We start from the raw sequence: 849 nt of genomic DNA on the forward strand, positions 1-849 counted from the left end.
CGGGGTGACCTGACGGTAAAAGCGAAAGTGCTCAAACTCGGCAAACAGGCATCCTGCGCAGAGGCCTGGGTGTATGACGCAGAAGGTCGTTTGGTTGCCAGCGGTCGGGGTCTGTATGCCATGCCAACGGAACAGGGGGCAGTATGATCCTGAAACTGGATCATCTGGTGATAAACAGCCACTTCGCGCTGGATAACAGCGCGGAACTGTTCCGGGCACTGGGATTCACCTTAACACCTAAGGGGTATCACAGCCTGGGATCGATCAACCATCTGATCATGTTTTCCGACCACTATCTGGAGTTGATTGGACTACCCTGCGAAGACGAACCGCTGCGTCGAGAACTGCTCGACAATCCTCCCGGTCCTGACGGGTTGGTGTTTGCCAGCGACAGCGCCGAACAAACCAAAGCAACCCTGCAATCTGCCGGTTTTATTGTACAACCGGTGCAACACTTTTCTCGTGAAGTCGTCTGTGGCACAGAAAGAGGCGAGGCCCGGTTCAGCACCGTACGTCTGGCATCGGGGACTTTCAGTGCCGGCCGGGTGTACTTCTGCCAGCATCACACCCCGGAATGGGTGTGGCGTGATGCCTGGTTACAGCCGGGCAAGATTCAGACATTAACCGTGGTGGCGCATGATGCTGCGGCAACCCGAGCACAGTACGCACAGTTAGGCGACACCGAACTGCTTAAGGTGATCAGCCACGAGGAATGGCAGGCAGAGTATGGCACTTTACTCCCTCTGATTGATGATCGCGAAAGCCGATTTGCAAGTATCCGGATTTCTGGCAGAGATACCCGCACCATCCGACAAAAAGCCCAACAGCTTAATTTACCGCTGGAGCAAC

1 protein-coding gene is annotated in these 849 nt (G+C 55.2%); it reads left to right on the forward strand.

The window, feature by feature from the left end; translation table 11 throughout:
* Positions 1 to 143: 143 nt before the first annotated feature.
* On the forward strand, positions 144 to 849 hold a 706-nt coding region (locus J5224_RS31365), incomplete at its 3' end, for a VOC family protein (RefSeq protein ID WP_264628900.1).

The organism is Candidatus Symbiopectobacterium sp. NZEC135, from assembly GCF_025962695.1.